Genomic DNA, 14,849 nt, shown 5'->3' on the forward strand with positions numbered 1-14,849 from the left:
CCCTCCGGCGCCACCGCGCGTACCCCCGAACCGCCTCCCCAGGAGACCCCGTGGACCCCACGACGACCGAAGCACTGATCGCGGCCGGGACCACCCTGGCCCGCCACGGCCTGGTCGACGCCTTCGGCCACGTCTCGACCCGGACCCGCGACGGTGGTTGGGCCATGACCCGGGGTGTCCCCCTCGGCACCCTCACCCCCGATGACGTCCGGCCCTTCGACCCCACCGCCGCCACACTCAGCCCCTCCCTGCCGAAGGAGGGGTGGATCCACCGCGCCATCGTCCGCGCACGCCCCGACGTCGGGGCGATCTGCCGGGCCCAGCCGCCCACGGCGACCGCTCTCGCCTCCGCCGGGGTGCCCCTCGTCCCCCTGCACGGGCAGGGCTCCTTCCTGGGGCCCCGCGTCCCGGTACACGAGGACCCCAGACTGGTCCGCGACCCCGAGCACGCCGCACGGCTCGCCCGCGACCTCGGCCGGGGCCCGGCGGTCCTGATGCGCGGGAACGGGGCCGTCACGGTCGGCGGCTCGGTCGCGGAGGCGGTCGCCCTGATGTGGGTGCTGGAACGCTCCGCCCTCATGAACGCCACGGCCTCCGCCGCCGGAACCGCCCGCCCCCTGGCCGAGGACGAACAGCGGGCCTGGCGCGAGGTGGCGCCGGAGCTGTGCTCGCGCATCTGGCTGTACCTCGCCAACGAGGAAACCCCCCAAAGGAGATCCACGCGACCATGATCGAACTCAAGGACATCGCCTACGTGCGCTCCGGCGCAGCCGACCTTCGCGCCGCCGTCGACTTCGCCACCGACGTCGTCGGCATGGAGCTGGTCCAGGAACAGGACGGGATCGCCTACCTGCGGGTGGACCACCGCCACCACTGCCTGGCCTTCGTCGAGGGGGAGTCCGGGGTGATCAGCTCCGGGTTCACCGTCTCCGACCTCGACGCGCTCGCCGACGCCGAGACCGAACTCGAGGCCGCCGGTCTGCCTGTGCGGCGCGGCAGCAAGGAGGGCGCGCGGTCCCGGAGGGTCCACGACTACCTGACCTTCGAGGACCCCTTCGGCAACCGGATCGACCTGGTCGTCGGTCAGACCCACCTGACCACCCCGGTCGCCTTCTCGCGTCCGGCCGGGATCACCGAGTTCGGGCACATCTGCTTCGACGCCCCCGACATCTACGAGGCCGGACGGTTCTGGACCGGCACCTTCAACGCGAGGGTCTCGGACTGGGTGAGCGACGTCGCCTGCCTGATGCGCATCGACCCGGTGCACCACAAGCTGGCGGTCTTCCACGGTGAGCGCCCCGGGCTGTGCCACATCAACTTCCAGGTGGAGTCCATCGACGACGTCATGCGCTCCTGGAACTTCCTCAAGAGCAAGGGTGTGGAGATCGAGCAGGGGCCGGGCCGCCACCCGCAGTCCACCGCGATCTTCCTGTACTTCAAGGGGCCGGAGGGCCTGACCTACGAGTACTCCTTCGGGGTGCGGCGCATCCCCGAGAACGAGGACTGGCAGCCCCGCTGGTTCGACCTCAACGAGCCGGGCGCCATCGACATGTGGCTCGGGGAGAACAAGCGGGTGAGCACCCAGCACCAGGTGTCGTCGGACAGCATCGCGCTGTCCGACTGACCCGCCCGACGGACGGGAGACGGGGCAGCCGTACACCGCCCCCGCCTCCCGTCCGTTCCGGACTCAGACCGACGGGATCTGGCCGCCGTCGACCCGGACGATCGAACCGTTGACGTAGGCGGCCTGCCTGCTGGCCAGGAACGCGGCCACCGCGCCGTACTCCTCCGGGTCGCCGTAGCGGCCCGCCGGGACCGTGGCCCGGCCCTTGGCCTGGGTCTCCTCCAGCGACGTACCCTCCCGCTCGGCGCGGGCGCGGTCCAGCGACGCCACGCGCGGGGTGGCGATGCGGCCCGGGACGATGACGTTGGCGGTCACCCCGTCGGCGGCCACCTCGTTGGCGACCGTCTTGGACCAGGAGTGCAGCGAGGCACGCAGGGTGTTGGACACCCCCAGGTTCGGGATGGGCGTGATCGGCCCGCCCGACGTGCTGGTGATGATCCGTCCCCAGCCGCGCTCACGCATACCGCCGACCACGGCGTCGGTCAGGCCGATCACCGGGAGCACCATCGCGGCGTACATGCTCTCCCACAGCGCCGGGTCCTGACCGAGCGCGGGGGTGGGCGGCGGGCCGCCGGTGTTGTTGACCAGGATGTCGACCGGGCCCAGTTCGTCGACGACGCGGGTCACGACCTCACCCGCGCGCCCGTGGTCGGCCAGGTCCCACGCGATTCCGACGGCGTCCACCCCGTGGGCGCGGCAGGCCGCGACCGTCTCGTCGAGACGCTCCTCGTTACGGCCGGTCACCGCGACCCGGACCCCTTCGGCGGCCAGCGCGACTGCCATCGCGCGGCCCAGTCCGGAGCTGGCCGCGGTCACGAGCGCGACCTTCCCAGCGATTCCCAGATCCATTGTTCTCCTCAGACTTCCTACGACTGCTGACGGCATCTTGGCAGTACCGGGGAGACCTGGGACACGCGGGGCCTGGTCAGTGGGGGCTGGGGCAGCGTCGAGGGCGGTGACGGTGGACCCGGAGTGCCGAGGGGGCTACACAGAGGTGATCCGTCGCCATTCCCGGCTGATCCGTTCACGGTGGGCGGCCAGACGCGAGGTGCGGTTCACCGTCAGCGCTCCCACGAACCGCCGCCCCAGGTGGTAGGAAACCTCCAACCGGGAGTGGTCCGGATCGTGCTCGTGGACCCGGGTCAGGTCGGCGAGCCCGGGTAGCCCCACCGACCGGATGCGCAGACCGAACTGGTCGGACCAGAAGGAGGGTACGGGGTGGTCTCCCGGATCCTCATGGCCGAGCAGCGCGGCCGCGACCGTGTCGGCGTGGTCGACGGCCTCGCTCCAGTGGCCGATGCTCAGGTGCGTCGGGGACCCGTCCCCTGGCAGTGGATGAGGGGTCGCGGCCGCGTCGCCCACCACCACGATGTCCGGCACCGGGCCCGCGTCCACCGTCAGGGCGCGACCCCGACGGTCGCGGGCCACCCCGCGGGCGGCCCCTTCGCTCAGGAGCAGCCCCGAACCCCGGAGCCATCCGGTGTTGGGGCGCGCGCCCAGCGCCAGCAGCGCCGTGCGTGCCCTGATTCGGCTCCCGTCGGAGAGCACGGCGCCCTGGAGCGTGCGCCGACCGACGAAACGCGTCACCGTCGTGCCGAGCCGCAGGTCCACCCCGGCAGCCGTCTGGGCGCCCGCGAGCACCGAGCCCACCACGGGACCGACCGCGCGCTCCATGGGCTGGCGGGCCGAACCCACCAGGGTCACCGGCACGTTCAGGGTGCGTGCGGCCGAGGCCACCTCCGAGCCGAGGAAACCGGCGCCGACGACCAGGAGTGGCTCGCCCTGCGCCAGAGCGTGGCGCAGACGCAGGGCGTCCCCGCGTCCACGCAGCGTGTGGATCCCCGATCCGGGCAGCGATCCGGGACCGGGCCACGGGCGGGCGGCCGCCCCGGTGGCGATCACCAGGCCGTCGTAACCCAGGTCGGTTCCGTCGTCGAGGCGCAGCCGTCGCCCGGCTCGCTCCAGACCGACCGCGCGGCGGCCCAGGAGCCACCGGGCGTCCAGATCGGACGGGACCGGCAGGTCGGTGTCGTTGGCGGCCCGGTGGCCGGTCAGGACCTCCTTGGACAGGCCGGGTCGGTCGTAGGGGCCGTGGGGCTCCTCGCCCACCACGGTGAGGTCCCCGTCGAACCCGCGCCCCCGCAGGGCGACCGAGGCGCGGAGCCCGGCCAGGCCGGCCCCCACCACGACCACTGATCGTGGGCGCCTCATCCGCTGGCGCCGTCGAGCGTGATGGCACGGACGGGGCAGCTGACCACGGCCCGTTCGACGGCCGGGCCCCGTTCGGGGTCGGGCGAGGGCTGGTAGAGCAGCTCCTCGTCGTCGTCGAACGCGAAGACGTCGGGTGCGGCGAAGACGCACTGGCCGTGGCTCTCACACCGCGCGGTGTCGACGTGGACCCTCATCGGTGGGTCTCCTTCGGTCGGGCCGGGGTGACCGGCGGGTTGAACTTCGAGTACTGGGGAGGGCCTTCGGCGAGCAGACCTCCCGAGGGGACCGAGACGACGCGGTCGACGGAGAACTCGACCGTGCGCTCGCCGGGCTCCGCGCCCCAGACCACCCGGGCCTTCCCCGTGACCTGGAGCAGACCGCCGCTCTCCCAGTCCGGGACCAGGAGACCGGCCCGAGGGTCCAGCCAGAGATTGCCCAGGGTGGTGAACATGGCGTTGCCCACATAGTCGGGCCAGCTGAGCAGGGTGGGGGAGTGGGCCCTCAGGAAACCGGGAGCCCCGCCACGGTGGTTGGCGTCGGCGCCCGCGGAGCCGTCGGTGGTGGCGACGAAGAAGGTGTCGCTACGACCGACCAGGTCCAACTGGGCCTCGGTGAGCCGATCGCTCTCGACGGCGGGCTGGCTGGCGCGCGGGGTCGGGATCGGTGACCGCCTCTGGATGTACTTGGGGCAGTTGGCGAAGACCTGTGAGGTCCTCATCCGCAGCCCGTCCTCACCGGGCCAAGGGGTGGTCCTGCCGTTGATCCTCATGCGCCGCCGGGTGCCGGGTTCCAGGGCGAGGGCGCCGACCGTCGCGGGGCCCCGGCCGAGCACGTCGGTCAGGGGGTCGTCGGGGCGGGGCAGGGCCCCGATGTCGAGTCTGCGTCCGTCATGGACACCCAGGAAGCCGGGCGCCCCGGTGAGCAGGGAACACCACATCCGACCCCGGGTGTCTGCCGCGCCCACGACGAGCCACCGCTGGGTGGAGAGGAAGTCCGCCGCGACGTCGGGGATCGCGTCGTGGATCGCGCCTGCGGCGAGGGCGGCCTGGTCGGCGAGGGAGGATCTGCGCTGGACCGCGCTCTCTCCCGCGTGGTAGGTGGCCATTTCCGTTCTTCCTTCCGGGACCCGGTGCGGCGCCTCCGCTGGGGCGCCGCAACTCGTTCGGGGGTTCGGACAGCGGGCTGGGAAGGTGCGGGGCTAGAAGAAGCCACAGGTGGGGGCGGCGGAGACGGGGGTCGTCGCGTCCTCGGCCCCGGCGGGCGCGTAGATCTCCAGGCGGATGCCGTCGGGGTCGTGGAAGAAGATCCCGCCGGAGGAGGAACCCTCACCGTGGGGGACCACGCCTTCGTAGGCGAAGTCCACCGCGATCTCCAGGAGGTCCGCCTCGGCTCGGCGTACCTCCTCGACCGTCGCCACCTCGAAGGACAGGTGGTGCAGTCCGGCGGTGTCCCGCCGGAAGCCCTCACCGCTCTGCTGCCAGAGAGTGAGGACCAGGCGTCCCTCGCGGCCGAGGAAGACGTACTCGCGTTCCCACTCACCGCCCTCTCCCAGGACCTCGAACCCGAAGACGCGCACGTAGAAGTCGCGTGAGCACTGGATGTCGGTGACGTTCAGACCGACGTGTCCGGTCCGGATCGTGCTCGGCGCCATGGCGCACCTCTCTCGGTCGGGGGCGTTGCCCCTGTCTTTAACCTTCGAAAGGGACTTTAGGGGTTAGAATGTGGAGCGTCAACCGCTCAAGTGAATTTGAAGGGTTAGGCGAGCGGGCTTGGTAGTATCCGGCCCATCCCCCGCGGCGGCGGAGGCCGACGACACCGAGACGGAGAGGAGGACCGATGCCCGACGAGTCACCGCGACGGCGCCCGCTCCTCAGGGAGCCCGTCTCCGTGGACCTGGTCAACACCCGGTGGATCGATGGCGGGGTCCCTCACGACCTGCTCGACACCCTCGACGGCCTGGCCCAGTGGCTGCGCGAGAGCGATCTCGCGCCCCGCTTCGAGGCCGGGCCCCAGACGTTGGGCCACCTCCTGCACGCCCGGGACGCGCTCGCGCGTCTGCTGGACGACCCCGGAGAACCCCACGCCACCGCGGACCTCAACGCCGTCCTCGCGCACGGCAGGGTGATCCGTCTCCTCTCCGAGGGGCACTCCGCCAGCACCGTGGAGTTCGACGCCCCGGAGTGGGGTCCCGCCTGGACCGCTGCCGCCGACTTCCTCGACCTGCGCGCACGACCCGACCGCATCCGAGGCTGCGCCAACCCCGCCTGCGTCCTGCACTTCTTCGACACCTCGAAGAACGGCACCCGCCGCTGGTGCTCCATGTCGGGCTGCGGTAACCGCGCGAAGGCCGCCCGGCACCACGCCCGGGAACGGGCGGGCCGGACGGCCTGATCACGTAGCCCCGCCCCATGGCCCGTAACGGCACCGGGGGCGCGACGGCCCGTCAGCTCTCGTTGGGCACCACGACCGCGCGGCCGCTGATGTCGCCCGCCTCCAGCCTCCGGTACGCCTCCAGGGCGTCGTCCATGGAGAACCGCTCGACGTCCGGGCGGATCTGGCCCGCCCGGTACATGTCCACCACCTCCCAGAGTTCGGCCACCGAACCCCAGTAGGTGTTGGTCAGGTACGACTCGTACGGATTGGTGAAGAACGAGAACTCGTGGGTGCCACCCGCGATACCCACGATGCTCACCCGGCCACCCTGGGCCACGGACGCGGCCGCGGTCGACACGGTCGGCCCCGCGCCGACGAAGTCGAAGACCGCGTCCACGCCCCGGCCCCCGGTGAGCTCCCTGATCCGCTCCACCTGCCCCTCCCCGGCCTCGACCGTGATCGCTCCGTTGGCCTCCGCCCGGGCGCGGGCCTCCTCCTTGACATCGGTGGCGATCACCGTGGCCCCGGTCAGCGCGCGCAGGATCTGCACGCCGATCTGCCCGAGCCCGCCCAGGCCGATCACCAGCGCGTACCGGCCCCCGCCGCCCAGGTGCGGAAGGGCGGCCCTGATCGCGTGGTACGGGGTCAGTCCGGCGTCGGCCAGCGGCGCGGCGGCCACGGGGTCGGCGTCACCCAACGGGATGAGGTGCCGCTCGGGCACGGTCATGTACTCGGCCATCCCGCCGTCACGGCCCAGACCCACCGCCATGTAGGGCATGGTGGCCACGTTCTCGCAGTAGGTCTCCAGGCCCGCGGCACACTTGCGGCAGTGCTGGCAGCCGATCGGGCCGTACACGAGGTAGGCCTCGCCCACCCGGACCCGTTTGCTCACCGCGCTGCCGACGGCCTCCACCCAGCCCGCGTTCTCGTGCCCCAGGACGAACGGCGGCTTCTGCGCCCCCGGCTGCCCCTCCTTGAACAGGCGGTACACGCTGATGTCGGAGTGGCACGCGCCCGCGCCCGCGACCCGCAGGAGGACCTCCCCGGGTCCTGGTTCGGGGGTGGGAACGTCGGTGAGTGAGGGGAACACCTCGTAGTTCTCGAACACCACTGCGCGCATGTGCGGTCTCCCCCCGCGTGAGGCGCGGCGCCCGTTCGGGGGCACCGAGGACAGGACACTGCCGTGCCCGGTAGTCCACGCGAAGCTAACACCGGGCGACACGCACGTCACCCAAGGGGCGTGCACGGAACCGTCCGCATTGTTTGACCCCGATTCACCGATCCTCCCGGTGAGTCGCGGGAACGCCCAGGGTCAGTACGGGTGAGAACACAGCGATGCTCAGGGAGGACACCATGTTCGACAGCACCAGGGCCTTCGGCTCCTTCGCGGTTCCCGACACCGATACCGCCCGCGCCTTCTACGGTGACACCCTCGGCCTCGCCGTCAGGGACGTACCCGGCATGGAGGAGTACGGCCTGTTGGAGATCGACCTCGGCAACGACCGCGCCATCCTCGTCTACCCGAAACCCGACCACCGGCCCGCCGTGTTCACCGTCCTCAACCTGACCGTGGACGACATCGACGCCGCCGTGGACGGACTGGTCGACCGGGGGATCACCATGCTCCGGTACGACGACTTCGACCAGGACGAGAAGGGCGTCGTCCGTGGCGGCACACCACTCGTGGCCTGGTTCACCGATCCGGCTGGCAACGTCATCGGACTCATTCAGGAGTAGTCCACGCGCGGGACGGTCCCGCACCCCGCAAGGGGGAGGAACGGCGCCGGTACCATCGGCCGGATGCCCTCCCCCCGTATCGACGGTGTCGGCGGACACCGCGACTTCCGCCGCCTCTGGGCCGGTGCTGCGGTCAGCCAGTTCGGATCGGCCGTCGGCATGGTGGCCCTGCCCGTCATCGCCGTCGTCGTATTGGACGCTGCCGCCTGGCAGGTGTCACTCCTGGCCGGGATCACCGCGCTGACCACCGTTCTGGTCGCCCTCCACATCGGCCGTGTCGTCGAGTACACGCGCAAACGCCCGGTCATGATCGGCGGCGACCTCCTCCGGGCCGCCACCCTGGCCAGCCTTCCCGCCGCCCACGCGCTCGGCGCACTCACCTACACCCACCTGTGCGCGGTCGCGGCCGTCAACGCCGTCTGCGCCATCGCCTTCACAGGGGCGTCGCAGGCCCACCTGAAGTCCCTGGTCTCACCGTCCGGGGTCATCGACGCCAACAGCCGCCTCGAATCCACGCGGTGGCTGGGCATCTCCCTTGGCCCGGCCCTCGCCGGTGCGCTGATCGCCGCGTTGTCGGCGGTCGGCGCACTGGTGGCCACCACCCTGGGCTACCTGTTCGGCGCCCTGGCCGTCCGGACCATCCGTGAGCCCGAGCCCACCCCGCCCGCGCGTCCCGCGCGAGGGGAGGGCGCCTCACGGCGTGAGGAGCTCTTCGCCGGGCTCGGTTTCGTCTGGGGCCATCCCACCCTGAGGCCGATCCTGCTCGGCTGGATCCTGTTCGCCGGGGCATCCTCCATGGCGGCCCCGCTGACCGCCGTGTTCTACATGCGCGACCTGGGCTTCAGCGCGTTCGAGTACGGGCTCCTCATGGGGGTGCCCTCGCTCGGTGGGCTGCTGGGGGCGCGCCTCGTGCCCCTGCTGGTGCGGAGGCTGGGCACGTTGCGCACCCTGCGGTGGGCCTCCCTGCTGCGCGGCCCCTGGTACTTCCTCATCCCCTTCGCGGTCCCCGGCCCGTTGGGCCTGCTGATGTGCGGGACGGGGTTCGGTCTGCTCCTGGTGTTCGCCGCCGCGGCCAACTCGGCGATGGCCGGGTACCGGCAGCTGGAGACCCCGGACGCCCTGATGTCCAGGGTGGCCACGCTCTGGGCCTTCGCCACGACGGTCTCGCAGCCGCTGTTCATTCTGGTCGGGGGAGTGGTGGCCAGCCTGGTGGACGCCCGGGCGGCGCTTCTGGCCGCCGCGGTGGTGATGGCCCTGGCCGGGTTCCTCCTGCCTCGAGGGGGCCGACCAGCCAGCCCAGCCTGATACCCCAGGCTGGCCGACCAGCCGCGCACGCGTTGGCGGGTGTCCGCCGCCCGCGCTCCACGGACGCCTCAGGGTTCGAAGCGTCCCGCACGCGACCCCTCGCGGGGTGTCCCAACCCGGCGTTGGTGACCCACGCCCGTCTGATGCGTCGAACGCCCGCTACTCGACCGGGGCGTACCCGTCGATCGCGGCGAGCTCCTCGGTGGAGAACTCCAGGTTGCCGATGGCGGCCACGTTGTCCTCCAACTGCGCCACGCTGCTCGCGCCCACCACGGCGGAGGTCACCCGGCCGCCGCGCAGCACCCAGGCCAGCGCCATCTGGGCCAGGGTCTGCCCGCGTCGCTCGGCGATGCCGTTCAGACCTCTGACCCGGTCCAGAAGGGTGTCGGTGATGCCGGCCCTGCTCAGGAACGGGCTCGCTCCGGCGGCCCGCGAACCCTCCGGGACCCCGTCCAGGTACCGGTCGGTCAGCAGCCCCTGGGCCAGGGGGGAGTACGCGATCGATCCCGCACCCACCTCGTCCAGGACGTCCAGCAGCCCGTTCTCGACCCACCGGTTGAACATCGAGTACGAGGGCTGGTGGATGAGCATCGGGGTGCCCATCTCGCGCAGGATGTGCGCGGCCTCCAGGGTCTGCTCCGGAGAGTAGTTGGACACCCCGGCGTACAGCGCCTTGCCCTGTCGCACCGCCGTGTCCAACGCCCCCATGGTCTCCTCCAGGGGCGTGTCCGGATCGGGCCGGTGCGAGTAGAACACGTCCACGTGGTCCAGGCCCATCCGCTCCAGGCTCTGGTCCAGGCTGGCCAGCAGCCCCTTGCGTGAACCCCACTCGCCGTACGGGCCCGGCCACATCAGGTGCCCGGCCTTGGTCGACACGACGAACTCGTGCCGGTACCGGCGCAGGTCCGAGGCCACCACGCGGCCGAAGTTCTCCTCGGCCGAACCGGGCGGCGGACCGTAGTTGTTGGCCAGGTCGAAGTGGACGACACCCAGGTCGAAGGCGCGCAACAGGATGTCGCGCTGCGTCTCCAGCCCACGGTCCCCGCCGAAGTTGTGCCAGAGCCCCAGTGAGAGGGCGGGCAGACGCAGGCCACTGCGGCCACAGCGTCGGTAGGGCATGGTGTCGTAGCGCGTGGGTGCGGCGACGTAGGTCATGGTGGGTCCCTCATGGCTGGTGGGAAAGGGTCACTCGGCCACATTCTGGCACGTCCTCCCCTCCCGCGACGGTTGTCCACAGCCCCGAGTCGACCGCCGACAAGTCCGCCTGGAGGATCCGTCCGGGCCGATCCTGCGGGGCCGGAAGAAGGCCAGAGGAGGCCGATGACTATCCACGCCCGGCCTGGTCAGTACGGGTGAAGGGGAACGACCGCACACCATCGGAGGAACCCATGAAACGCCCCAACCTGGACAGCATGCTGCTCGCCAGTGCCGACCCGGACCGCCTGCGCGACTGGTACGCGGCCGTCCTGGACCCCGCAGACAACGACACGATGGACCAGTACCGGGTGCTCCGTTTCGGCACCTTCCACCTGTTGATCGACCAGCGCGACGACATCGGCGCAAGGACGGCCGACCCCACCCGGATGATCCTCAACTTCGACGTCGGGGACGCCCGCGCCGTCGCCGCCCTCATGGACGAGCGCGGGACGGAGTGGGTGGCGCCGCTGGAGGACCGGGACGGCAGCCTCTTCGCCACCGCGAAGGACCCGGACGGCAACTACGTGCAGATCATCCAGATGAGCGAGGAGCACCTCGCCGCCATGGAACGCGGCGACTTCGGCCAGTGACGATCGGCCCGGGCGCGCCGTTCCGGTGGGCCCAGGCAGTGCGAAGGCGAAGAGTTCACAAAGGAACGCCACTGGTCAGTGCGTTCTGTCGTGGGTGAGGCGTAGCGTGACGGCCGTGGTGAAACACACGACCGTCACCGACCAGGAGTTCGAGCGACTCGTTGCTCCCTACCGGCGGGAGCTGTACGCGCACTGCTACCGCATGCTCGGCTCGGCGCACGACGCCGAGGACCTGCTCCAGGAGACCTACCTGCGCGCCTGGAAGGGCTACGACCGCTTCGAGGGCCGGTCCAGCCTGCGCACCTGGCTGCACCGGATCGCGACCACGGCCTGCCTCACGGCCCTGGAAAGACGCGGTCGGCGCCCACTTCCCACCGGGCTCGGCGGTCCCACGGACACGCCCGGGGGAGCGCTCGCCGAGCGTTCCGACCTGCCCTGGCTCGAACCGATGCCGGACGTTCTGGGCGGCCCCGACGACACCGGTGACCCGGGCGCCGTGGTGGCGTCCCGGGAGAGTGTGCGGCTCGCCCTGGTCGCGGCGCTCCAGTACCTCCAGCCCCGGCAGCGCGCCGTGCTCATCCTGCGCGACGTGCTCCGGTTCAGCGCCGCCGAGGTCGCCCAGATCCTCGACACCTCGGTCCCGGCCGTGAACAGCCTCCTGCAACGGGCCCGCGCCCAGCTGGGGCGGGTCACCCCCGAGGAGGACTCCGTCCCCGAACCCCGGTCCGACCAGCGCGAGATCCTCGACCGCTACGTCGCCGCCTTCGAGTCCTACGACATCAGAGCGCTCACCGAGCTGTTCACCGCCGAGGCGGCCTTCGAGATGCCTCCGTTCGCCACCTGGGTGCACGGAGCCGAGAACATCGGGCGCCTCATCGACGCGCACTGTCCGGCCCGGGGCCCCGGTGACCTGGCCATGGTGCCGACCTCGGCCAACGGGCGTCCCGCCTTCGGCATGTACCTCCGAGCGCAGGACGGCTCGTACCGAGCGTTCGGAGTCCACGCGCTGACCCTGGCGGCGGAGGGGGTCAGACACTGCGCGGTCTTCTTCGACACCGGGCTGTTCCGCCTGTTCGCCCTGCCCGCGGTCCTGGCCCGCAACTGACTCTGCCAGGTGCTTCAGGACCGGGGGAGCCCTCTCAGTCGTTCGAGGTCCCGGTGGCTCCTGTGTCCGGGTGCGCCGGGCGTCCGAAACCAGGAGCGTCCAACGGTCCGGCGAGCTCGTAACCGGCCTCCTCCACTGCCGCGCGGACCTCGGCGAACCCCGGTTCCCGCTCGCTGCTCACGGTCACGCGGTCCAGCTCGACCTCCACGGAGACCGAGAGGACGCCGTCGACGCCCTCCAGCGCCTCGGACACGAGATCCGCACAGTGCCCGCAGGCCATGCCGACCACGGTGTAGGTTCGTTCGATCATGTCGGGGCCTCGGCGTTCTTCTCCATGCGGGTGAGCGAGTGGGCCTCGCGCAGTCGACCGTCCGGCGCGAACCTCCCGAAGAAGTGCACGTCGATCGAGAACGCCTTCCGCTTCATCGTCACGTGCATGGTGTAGCGGGCGGTGAGCAGGTCCCCGTCGCTGGTGGCCTCGTGCACCTCCAACCGGGAGCTGGGCCTGTTCTTACGGATGGGTCGCAGGTGCGTGATGAGCCTGCTCTGGTCCATGCGCAGACCGTCGTTGGTCTGCTCCATGTCCGGTGTGTGGAAGCGGTCGACGATCGTGGCGAGGTCCTCCTCGGTGTCGGTGACCGCTCGCTCGAAGTCGCCGCAGAATCCCACGATGAACCCTGCGGGGTCCGCGCCCTCGAAGGGGCCCACTGTTCCTCCCTGATTCCACAATCCTGACACGCTGTAAGATATGCCAGGCGATCAAGTTCGACAAGGTGTAAGAAATGTCCCCAGTTCCAGCCCCGAACCGCCGGGCCGACGCCCAGCGCAGCCGAGCCGCGATCCTCGAAGCCGCGATCCGCCTCCTCCCGGAGGCGAGGATGGACGCCGTCGCGGCCGAGGCCGGGGTCACGCGCCAGACGGTCTACGCGCACTTCCCGTCGCGATCCCAGCTCCACTCGGCGGTGCTCGACCGGATCACGGAGGAGGCCCTGGCCGCGATGGACGCCGCCGACCTCGACTCCGGGCCCGCCGCTGACGCCCTGCTGCGCCTGGTGGACGCCGCCGCGCGCACCCTCGGCAGGTACCCCCAGCTGGCGCTCTGGTCCGACACCACCTCGGAGGGCGAGCGGCACGCACCGGTGGCCGAGCGGCTCAGAAGGTTGATCAGCAGGGGGCAGCGCGACGGCGAGTTCGACGACGCCCTCTCGACCGACTGGCTGGTCTCGGTCGTCATCGCCGTCGGGCACGCCGAAGCCGACCTGGGCGAAGAGGAGACCCACCGGTCGAGGCGCACCACGCTTCTCCGTGTCGTCGGCCACCAACGGCATCTGTGACCAGCGGCCCAGTCCGATTCACCCCGATTCAGCCCGCCCACTGGCACAAAGGGCTCCCGAACGCGACTACCGTGCTCATGGGCCGTGTCAGTGCGCGGCCCTCCTTCTGACCATTTCTCCCACCCGCGGGACCACCGCGGGCAGCCAGATGGGAACCGTGTGAACAGCACCCATGACCGATCGCCCCGGGACCTGCGCCTCATCGTGACCGGAGGGGGGACGGGCGGCCACACCTACCCCGCACTGACCGCGGTCAACGCCCTGCGGGCCCGCCTGGAGTCGACCGGCCACTCCCTCGAGGTGCTGTGGGTGGGCGCGGGGGACAGCCTCGAGCAGCGTGTGGCCACGAGCAACGGCATCGCCTTCGAGTCGGTGGCGACCGGCAAGATCCGCCGGTCCAAGAACCCGATCAAGATGGTCTCCCCGGCCAACGTCAAGGACATGACCAACGTCCCCCGAGGCGTGGCGCAGGCTCGGTCGCTGGTCTCCGACTTCGCCCCCGACGTGGTGCTGGCCACAGGCGGCTACGTCGCCGTCCCCGTCGGCCTGGCCGCCCGCATGTGTCGCCGCCCCCTCGTGGTCCACGAGCAGACCGTCCGACTCGGACTGGCCAACAAGGTCCTCGCCCGTGCCGGAGCCCAGATCGCCGTGTCCGCGCAGTCCTCGGTCGCCCTCCTGCCCGAGGGTTCCCAGGACACCGCCGTGGTGACGGGCAACCCGGTGCGCCCCGAGGTCCTCACCGGCCAGCCGCACCTGGCCGCCAAGGGTCTGGGCTTCGAGGGCCACGACCCGGAGCTGCCCACCGTCTACGTGACCGGCGGCGCCCAGGGTTCGGCCCAGATCAACACGAACGTCCGCGACATCCTGCCGTGGCTGCTCGGCAGGGCCAACGTCGTCCACCAGTGTGGTGCGAACAACGTCGAGGAACTGCGTGAGAGCGCCCGTGGCCTGGACCCCGAGTTGGCGCGGCGCTACCACCTGACCGCCTTCGTCGGCCCCGAGCTCCCGGATGTCCTGGCCCTCGCCGACGTGGTGATCTCCCGCAGCGGCGCGGGCACCATCGCCGAACTCACTGCCCTGGGCAAGGCTGCGGTCTTCATCCCGCTGGCCTCCTCCGCCGGTAACGAGCAGGCGCACAACGCCCGCCACCTCCAGGAGTCCGGGGCGGCCGTCGCCCTCCTCGGCGAGGTCAACCCCGCGAACCTCCAAGCGGCGGTGGAGCCTTTGCTCGCCGACCCGGCCACCCGTAACGCCATCGCTTCCCAGGCCCGCTCCAAGGGCCTGCCCGACGCCGCCGAACGCCTCGTAGACGTCCTCCTCGCTGCCGCCAACTGACCTCGGAGTCATCTCCACGGAGATGGCCCCATTCGTGT

General features: G+C 71.3%; 18 protein-coding genes. 9 read left to right on the plus strand and 9 right to left on the minus strand.

What is annotated here, in order from left to right:
- Window positions 1-50 precede the first annotated feature (50 nt).
- Together ADX84_RS17435 and ADX84_RS17440 are read left to right on the plus strand one after the other, a co-directional pair.
- Window positions 51-731: a class II aldolase/adducin family protein gene (locus tag ADX84_RS17435; protein ID WP_049575760.1), complete on the plus strand. Its 681-nt coding sequence runs from the start codon at window positions 51-53 to the stop codon at window positions 729-731.
- A complete protein-coding gene (locus ADX84_RS17440) occupies window positions 728-1,624 on the plus strand; it encodes a VOC family protein (protein WP_049575763.1) in 897 nt (298 codons plus the stop codon). Before ADX84_RS17435 ends, ADX84_RS17440 begins: the two co-directional genes overlap by 4 nt.
- Window positions 1,625-1,687: 63 nt before the next feature.
- Here the strand turns inward: ADX84_RS17440 and ADX84_RS17445 are convergent, their stop codons facing one another.
- From ADX84_RS17445 to ADX84_RS17465, 5 genes are all read right to left on the minus strand, one after another.
- The gene (locus ADX84_RS17445) at window positions 1,688-2,473 is read right to left on the minus strand and encodes an SDR family oxidoreductase (protein WP_049575768.1); all 786 of its coding nucleotides are present in this window, start codon (window positions 2,471-2,473) and stop codon (window positions 1,688-1,690) included.
- 135 nt (window positions 2,474-2,608) lie between these two features.
- A complete protein-coding gene (locus ADX84_RS17450; protein WP_234004045.1) occupies window positions 2,609-3,811 on the minus strand; it encodes an NAD(P)/FAD-dependent oxidoreductase in 1,203 nt (400 codons plus the stop codon).
- Window positions 3,812-3,831: 20 nt separating this feature from the next.
- Window positions 3,832-4,029: a ferredoxin gene (locus ADX84_RS17455; protein WP_049575777.1), complete on the minus strand. Its 198-nt coding sequence runs from the start codon at window positions 4,027-4,029 to the stop codon at window positions 3,832-3,834.
- Entirely contained in the window at window positions 4,026-4,940 is a 915-nt protein-coding gene (locus ADX84_RS17460) for a pyridoxamine 5'-phosphate oxidase family protein (RefSeq protein ID WP_049575783.1), read from the minus strand. Before ADX84_RS17460 ends, ADX84_RS17455 begins: the two co-directional genes overlap by 4 nt.
- Window positions 4,941-5,033: 93 nt before the next feature.
- A complete protein-coding gene (locus ADX84_RS17465; protein WP_049575788.1) occupies window positions 5,034-5,486 on the minus strand; it encodes a VOC family protein in 453 nt (150 codons plus the stop codon).
- Window positions 5,487-5,671: 185 nt separating this feature from the next.
- On the opposite strand from ADX84_RS17465, the gene ADX84_RS17470 reads away from it, so the two are divergent.
- Window positions 5,672-6,226, plus strand: coding sequence for a CGNR zinc finger domain-containing protein (locus ADX84_RS17470; protein WP_049575791.1), 555 nt, complete (start codon window positions 5,672-5,674; stop codon window positions 6,224-6,226).
- Between the two features lie 52 nt (window positions 6,227-6,278).
- Here ADX84_RS17470 and ADX84_RS17475 read toward each other — a convergent pair whose 3' ends face one another.
- Complete coding sequence (locus ADX84_RS17475) at window positions 6,279-7,328, minus strand: NAD(P)-dependent alcohol dehydrogenase (protein WP_049575794.1); 1,050 nt, start codon at window positions 7,326-7,328, stop codon at window positions 6,279-6,281.
- 233 nt (window positions 7,329-7,561) lie between these two features.
- On the opposite strand from ADX84_RS17475, the gene ADX84_RS17480 reads away from it, so the two are divergent.
- Window positions 7,562-7,945, plus strand: a complete 384-nt coding sequence (locus ADX84_RS17480) for a VOC family protein (protein WP_049575882.1) — start codon at window positions 7,562-7,564, stop codon at window positions 7,943-7,945.
- 63 nt (window positions 7,946-8,008) lie between these two features.
- On the plus strand, window positions 8,009-9,250 hold the full coding sequence (locus tag ADX84_RS17485) for an MFS transporter (protein WP_049575797.1): 1,242 nt from the start codon (window positions 8,009-8,011) through the stop codon (window positions 9,248-9,250).
- 159 nt (window positions 9,251-9,409) lie between these two features.
- Here ADX84_RS17485 and mgrA read toward each other — a convergent pair whose 3' ends face one another.
- Window positions 9,410-10,405, minus strand: coding sequence for an L-glyceraldehyde 3-phosphate reductase (mgrA, locus tag ADX84_RS17490; protein ID WP_049575801.1), 996 nt, complete (start codon window positions 10,403-10,405; stop codon window positions 9,410-9,412).
- Between the two features lie 233 nt (window positions 10,406-10,638).
- Between mgrA and ADX84_RS17495 the strand changes: the two genes are divergently transcribed.
- Window positions 10,639-11,037, plus strand: coding sequence for a VOC family protein (locus ADX84_RS17495; RefSeq protein WP_049575804.1), 399 nt, complete (start codon window positions 10,639-10,641; stop codon window positions 11,035-11,037).
- Window positions 11,038-11,143: 106 nt separating this feature from the next.
- On the plus strand, window positions 11,144-12,142 hold the full coding sequence (locus ADX84_RS17500) for a sigma-70 family RNA polymerase sigma factor (protein ID WP_049575808.1): 999 nt from the start codon (window positions 11,144-11,146) through the stop codon (window positions 12,140-12,142).
- Window positions 12,143-12,176: 34 nt separating this feature from the next.
- Here the strand turns inward: ADX84_RS17500 and ADX84_RS17505 are convergent, their stop codons facing one another.
- Both ADX84_RS17505 and ADX84_RS17510 read right to left on the minus strand, forming a co-directional pair.
- On the minus strand, window positions 12,177-12,452 hold the full coding sequence (locus ADX84_RS17505) for a heavy-metal-associated domain-containing protein (RefSeq protein WP_082206568.1): 276 nt from the start codon (window positions 12,450-12,452) through the stop codon (window positions 12,177-12,179).
- Window positions 12,449-12,850, minus strand: a complete 402-nt coding sequence (locus tag ADX84_RS17510; RefSeq protein WP_049575812.1) for a nuclear transport factor 2 family protein — start codon at window positions 12,848-12,850, stop codon at window positions 12,449-12,451. The genes ADX84_RS17505 and ADX84_RS17510 overlap by 4 nt, the downstream gene beginning before the upstream one ends.
- Window positions 12,851-12,924: 74 nt before the next feature.
- On the opposite strand from ADX84_RS17510, the gene ADX84_RS17515 reads away from it, so the two are divergent.
- Window positions 12,925-13,476, plus strand: coding sequence for a TetR/AcrR family transcriptional regulator (locus tag ADX84_RS17515; RefSeq protein ID WP_049575816.1), 552 nt, complete (start codon window positions 12,925-12,927; stop codon window positions 13,474-13,476).
- A gap of 159 nt (window positions 13,477-13,635) precedes the next feature.
- Window positions 13,636-14,811 carry a glycosyltransferase gene (locus ADX84_RS17520; protein ID WP_049575819.1) on the plus strand — a complete coding sequence of 392 codons (1,176 nt, stop codon included), beginning with the start codon at window positions 13,636-13,638 and terminating at the stop codon, window positions 14,809-14,811.
- Window positions 14,812-14,849: the final 38 nt, after the last annotated feature.

Origin of the sequence: Nocardiopsis sp. SBT366 (genome assembly GCF_001083815.1) — a bacterium.
GTDB lineage: Bacteria > Actinomycetota > Actinomycetes > Streptosporangiales > Streptosporangiaceae > Nocardiopsis > Nocardiopsis prasina.

Excerpts from the sequence above, each read along its gene's own strand:
- ADX84_RS17495 (WP_049575804.1), top strand. The coding sequence starts at position 10,639 with ATGAAACGCCCCAACCTGGACAGCATGCTGCTCGCCAGTGCCGACCCG.
- ADX84_RS17480 (WP_049575882.1), top strand. The coding sequence starts at position 7,562 with ATGTTCGACAGCACCAGGGCCTTCGGCTCCTTCGCGGTTCCCGACACC.
- ADX84_RS17505 (WP_082206568.1), bottom strand. The coding sequence starts at position 12,452 with ATGATCGAACGAACCTACACCGTGGTCGGCATGGCCTGCGGGCACTGT.
- ADX84_RS17465 (WP_049575788.1), bottom strand. The coding sequence starts at position 5,486 with ATGGCGCCGAGCACGATCCGGACCGGACACGTCGGTCTGAACGTCACC.
- ADX84_RS17455 (WP_049575777.1), bottom strand. The coding sequence starts at position 4,029 with ATGAGGGTCCACGTCGACACCGCGCGGTGTGAGAGCCACGGCCAGTGC.
- ADX84_RS17440 (WP_049575763.1), top strand. The coding sequence starts at position 728 with ATGATCGAACTCAAGGACATCGCCTACGTGCGCTCCGGCGCAGCCGAC.
- ADX84_RS17485 (WP_049575797.1), top strand. The coding sequence starts at position 8,009 with ATGCCCTCCCCCCGTATCGACGGTGTCGGCGGACACCGCGACTTCCGC.
- mgrA (WP_049575801.1), bottom strand. The coding sequence starts at position 10,405 with ATGACCTACGTCGCCGCACCCACGCGCTACGACACCATGCCCTACCGA.
- ADX84_RS17445 (WP_049575768.1), bottom strand. The coding sequence starts at position 2,473 with ATGGATCTGGGAATCGCTGGGAAGGTCGCGCTCGTGACCGCGGCCAGC.
- ADX84_RS17460 (WP_049575783.1), bottom strand. The coding sequence starts at position 4,940 with ATGGCCACCTACCACGCGGGAGAGAGCGCGGTCCAGCGCAGATCCTCC.
- ADX84_RS17515 (WP_049575816.1), top strand. The coding sequence starts at position 12,925 with ATGTCCCCAGTTCCAGCCCCGAACCGCCGGGCCGACGCCCAGCGCAGC.
- ADX84_RS17475 (WP_049575794.1), bottom strand. The coding sequence starts at position 7,328 with ATGCGCGCAGTGGTGTTCGAGAACTACGAGGTGTTCCCCTCACTCACC.
- ADX84_RS17470 (WP_049575791.1), top strand. The coding sequence starts at position 5,672 with ATGCCCGACGAGTCACCGCGACGGCGCCCGCTCCTCAGGGAGCCCGTC.